Consider the following 4,094-nt stretch of genomic DNA (forward strand, 5'->3'; position numbering starts at 1 on the left):
GCGATGCGTCAACTGTCGATCCCGCTGGGCGTGATGCTCGGGGTGCTCTGGTTGCGCGAGCGAGCGGCCATCGCCAAGTGGATCGGCATCGTCATCATGCTGGCGGGGTTGTGGACCGTTGCGCTGGTGTGAGGAAAGGCGTGGCATGAGGCACAAAAAAAGCGAGACAGGCGGCTGCCTGTCTCGCTTTTGTCTTTCTGCGGGCGCTGGCGGGGCATCACGTTGTCGTGAACCCCTTCACCGCCATGCTTACTTGGCGTCTGCCACCAGCATTTCCAGCGTGGCGCGCGCGCCGTTGTCGTGCAGGCTCTTCAGCGCTGCCAGGTAGGCGTCGCGGAAGCGCGGCTGGTCGACCAGATCACCGAACAGTTCACGGTTGTCCAGGAAGGCAGTCGGCTCTTCGCGCTGACGGCTGGCACGCTCCATCAGCTCGTCCTTCAGCGGATCGACCACGTCGATGGTCTCGCCTTGCTCATCCACGCCTTCTGCATAACGTGCCCAGCTGGCCACGACGGCTGCGGTACGACGCAGTTCACCGTCGGTCTTGAGCTGTGCGTGTGCCACCGGGATCAGGAACTTCGGAATGCGGTCGGAGGTCTCGGCGCACAGGCGGGCGAGGGTGTCCTTGACTTCCGGGTTGGCGAAACGCTCGATCAGCGTGCGGCAATGGGCGTCGAGATCGATACCCGGCAGCTGGGCCAGCGTCGGGCGAGCTTCCTCGTTCATGTAGCCGAGCAGGAAGTCGACGATCAGCGGGTCGTTGCAGGCTTCATGGGCGTAGCGATAGCCGGCCAGATAGCCGAAGTAGCACAGCGCCTGGTGACCGGCGTTGAGCAGACGCAGCTTCATCAGCTCATAGGGCTCGACATCTTCCACCGGCTGCACGCCGGCATCTTCAAAGGCCGGACGGCCATTGGCGAAGTGGTCTTCCAGCACCCACTGGGTGAAGGGCTCGCAGACCACCGGCCAGGCATCTTCCACGCCGAAACGTGAGGACAGTTCTTCGATGTCAGTCGGCGTGGTCACCGGCGTGATGCGGTCGACCATGGAGTTGGGGAAGGGCACTTCGGCTTCGATCCATGCCGCCAGTTCTGCATCACGTGCACGCGCGTAGGCAGTGAACATCTTGTGAGCGACGTTGCCGTTACCTTCGACGTTGTCACAGGACATCACGGTGAACGGGGCGACGCCACGCTCGCGACGACGTGCCAGGGCTTCGGTGATCAGGCCGAAGCTGGTCTTGGCTTCCCCCGGGTTGGCCAGGTCGTGCTGGACGTCGGCGTTCTCGAGATTGAATTCGCCGGTGACCGGGTGGAAGTTGTAGCCACCTTCGGTGACGGTCAGCGAGACGATGCGGATTGCCGGGTCGGCCATCAGCTCGATGACGGCATCCGGGGAGTCCGGGGCAAAGCGGTAATCGATGATGGACCCCACCACGCGCGGCTCATAGTTGCCGTCGGGGTGCTTGAGTACCACGGTGTAGAGGTGGTCCTGCGAGGCCAGGGCTTCCTGCATGCGGCGGTCGCCCGGCATCACGCCGACGCCGACGATGCCCCAGTCCAGCGCCTTGCCCTGATTCATCAGCTCGTCGAGGTACATGGCCTGGTGCGCACGATGGAAACCGCCCACGCCGAAGTGGACGATACCGGCGCTGACCGCAGTGCGGTCATAGTTCGGAGTGGCTACCTTGGCGTCCAGCTGAGTCAGACTGGCATTGGAGAGACGGGTCATGGGGAGGTCTCCTGCCGCGTGTCGCGGTCGAGTCGAGATGGGTAAAGAAAGGGTAGGTCGTAACGGCCAGCGGCGAAGGTCACCCGTGTGATTCAGGCTTCCTTCGCCGCTGGCATGGCAGGGGGCGAGCCCCTGCCGACTCAGCTAGCGGTGGCCGCTTGCTTCGGGGACTGCTTGTTGAACAGCGCCTTGCTGCGCTGCAGCTCCCAGTGCGCGAAGATGAAGTAGATGATCGTCGACCAGATGGTCACGTCATAGAACATCTCACGATTCGCTTCGTAGCTGGCCAGGTCCGGGCTACCGAATAGCACGCGCAGTGCGAGGACCATCGGCACCGCCAGGCCCAGCACCATCCAGACGGCCCTGATGGCCTTGGTCAAACCCGAAGTGTCCTTGACCGGTGCATGGTTGGTGGTCTCGGCCTGCTTGGCGTGCAGGGCTTCGACACGCTCCTGGAATTCCCGCTCGGCCGCTTCGGCTTTCGGGTAGGAGGCGGCAGCACCGGCCGATCTGGCCATCAGGGTGTAGAGGATGATGGAGACGAACCAGGTCGGCAGGAACAGGTAGTAGAACGGGATCACGTCGACCATCTCGAGGCCAAAGCCGAAGATCAGTGACAGCGCCCAGGTCGCCAGTGCCGGCGTGTTGTGCTTCACGCCCTTGTAGCGCGCCCAGTAACGGCTGAAGCCGAGTTTCGGGAACAGGTGATGCTCAGCGAAGATGATCCCGCCGACCGGCACCAGCACCAGACCCGCATAGGTCAGCAGCGGCAGCATGCTGCGATAGACGAACGGGAAGCAGCTGAGCACGGCAACGCAGATACCCACGGCCAGCGTCGCCTTGTTGCGCGACAGGTTCGGCATCGCCGACTGGGCGGCAAGGCCCGCGCGGTACAGGTTGGCGTTGGCCGTGGTCCAGCCTGCGACGACCACGATCACGAAGCCAGCGGCGCCAAGGGCGTGCAACGCCACTTCGCCCGGTTCCAGTACATCGATGCTGATACCGGCGACGGCTGCGGTGGCCGCGCCCATCAGGCCGGCGGAGATCCAGGCGACATAGTGGCCGAACATCATGCCGGTGCTGGTCGCAAGGCCGGAGCGCATGCGCTTGGCATAGCGCAGCAGCGCCATGTCGATCAGACCGAAGTGGGAGAAGGTATTGGCCGCCCAGGAGAAGCCGATGACTTCCCAGATGCCGATGCCCGCTTCGCCCTGGGAGTTGATGCCGGTGAAGACGGTACTGCCGGCGACATCAATGAAACTCGAGAAACTGTTCAGGCTGGTTTCACCGGTGACGGACTCTGCCAGTTCCGGCAGCAGAACCATGCCGCCGACGGTGAACATCAGCATCAGCCACGGGGCACAGATGCTGGCGAATTCGGTCAGGGCGTTGAAGCCATAGACCGCGACCAGCACCACGATGGCCGCCACGGCCAGTGCCAGCAGGATGAACTCGAAGCTGGTGGGGTAGGCCTGGGTCTGGGCCGGAATGTCGAACAGCAGCCTGACCGCCGTGGCGGAAACGGTGATCATGGCCGCCGAGATGGCGGTGAATATGATCACGTTGGCCCAGTTGTAGAGCCGTGACATCGAATCACCGGCAATACGGTGAAGGTAGGTGAAGAGGCTCAGACGGGTCTCGATCGCGATTGGCGTCGTGATCAACCAGAAGCTGAGCACTGCGAGGCCATTACCGATCAGCAGGCCCAGCAGGATATCCCAGATACCGGCACCGAGCGCCACGAAGGTGGCACCGATGACGAACTCGGTCGCGGCAACATGCTCGGCGGCATAGAGACCGGCAAAGTGCGGCCACCGGTGCAGTTTATGACGTGGCACCGGCAGTAGCTCATCGTCCATATGGGCGATCTGCCGATCCAAATCTGGCGCAGTACTGGCCATGATTGGCTCCTGTTTTTTTACGGCTTGTCTTGCTGCTCCTACCCGAGATGTCACGCAGCCGCCTTGGCGATCCTGTCGGCGATGACGAGGGTAGATCGTCTATTATCGATCAAATGACTCAGGCGTGGTGCAAATGATCGATGAATGGTCATCAAAACGCAAAGCCCGCGTGCTTGAACTTTGGGCTATGTCCTCGAGTGATCATGGCTATGAAAGTCAGGAAAGCGCTGAAGGCCGCATGAAATCAGGGCTTGCGCGAGGGTGTCTCGATTCAATGACACGATTCAGCAAAGTGAATTTTCCGTTCTCACACCCCGTTCGGCGCCTGAAGCATTGTGTCCTGGCTAAAACGGCCAACGATCCAGGGCCAGATATCTCACTACTCTGAGGGTGGTCTTGCACCGATGTGGTGCGGTCGGCGTACCAGGCATCGTCGCTTTCTTGCCATGCCTCGGCAGTGTC

At 62.1% G+C, this 4,094-nt stretch carries 2 protein-coding genes; both read right to left on the reverse strand.

The genetic code is table 11. From position 1 onward, the window contains the following. Positions 1 to 249: 249 nt before the first annotated feature. Positions 250 to 1,731, reverse strand: a complete 1,482-nt coding sequence (locus AC4FAH_RS11820; protein ID WP_490246078.1) for a mannitol dehydrogenase family protein — start codon at positions 1,729 to 1,731, stop codon at positions 250 to 252. Positions 1,732 to 1,871: 140 nt separating this feature from the next. Continuing rightward, entirely contained in the window at positions 1,872 to 3,632 is a 1,761-nt protein-coding gene (locus AC4FAH_RS11825) for a purine-cytosine permease family protein (RefSeq protein ID WP_286987796.1), read from the reverse strand. Positions 3,633 to 4,094 lie beyond the last annotated feature (462 nt).

Source organism: Cobetia sp., from assembly GCF_983723665.1.

Excerpts from the sequence above, each read along its gene's own strand:
- AC4FAH_RS11820 (WP_490246078.1), bottom strand. The coding sequence starts at position 1,731 with ATGACCCGTCTCTCCAATGCCAGTCTGACTCAGCTGGACGCCAAGGTA.
- AC4FAH_RS11825 (WP_286987796.1), bottom strand. The coding sequence starts at position 3,632 with ATGGCCAGTACTGCGCCAGATTTGGATCGGCAGATCGCCCATATGGAC.